Source organism: Pedobacter sp. ASV12 (assembly GCF_016429155.1).
Taxonomy (GTDB): Bacteria; Bacteroidota; Bacteroidia; order Sphingobacteriales; family Sphingobacteriaceae; genus Pedobacter.
The window spans coordinates 1-308 of record NZ_JAELUC010000383.1 but is presented as its reverse complement, the minus strand read 5'-3'; the positions used below and the strand labels follow the sequence as shown (position 1 = coordinate 308).

The 308-nt window shown below is 62.7% G+C and carries 1 protein-coding gene; it reads right to left on the bottom strand.

Features of this window, described 5'->3' with window-relative positions; genetic code table 11:
• Positions 1 to 308 (bottom strand): hypothetical protein (locus JHD69_RS20815; protein WP_199142208.1); only part of this gene is annotated, 308 nt, incomplete at both ends.

Sequence of the window (308 nt, the reverse complement as noted above, 5' to 3'; positions counted from 1 at the left end):
CCCCCCCCCCCCCCCCCCCCCCCCCCCCCCCCCCCCCCCCCCCCCCCCCCCCCCCCCCCCCCCCCCCCCCCCCCCCCCCCCCCCCCCCCCCCCCCCCCCCCCCCCCCCCTTTTCAAGCAGAAGACGGAATACGAGATCATGAGTACTGTCTCGTGGGCTCGGAGATGTGTATAAGAGACAGGCTTTGTGCTTACCGATGAAATTACGGCATTTAAGGCACAGTTTAAATCGATAAGCCCCGCAGTTGATAAAAAAATATCGACAGGCTTGTTCGGTTATTTTACCTGGAATACCGTGCAGCATTTTGA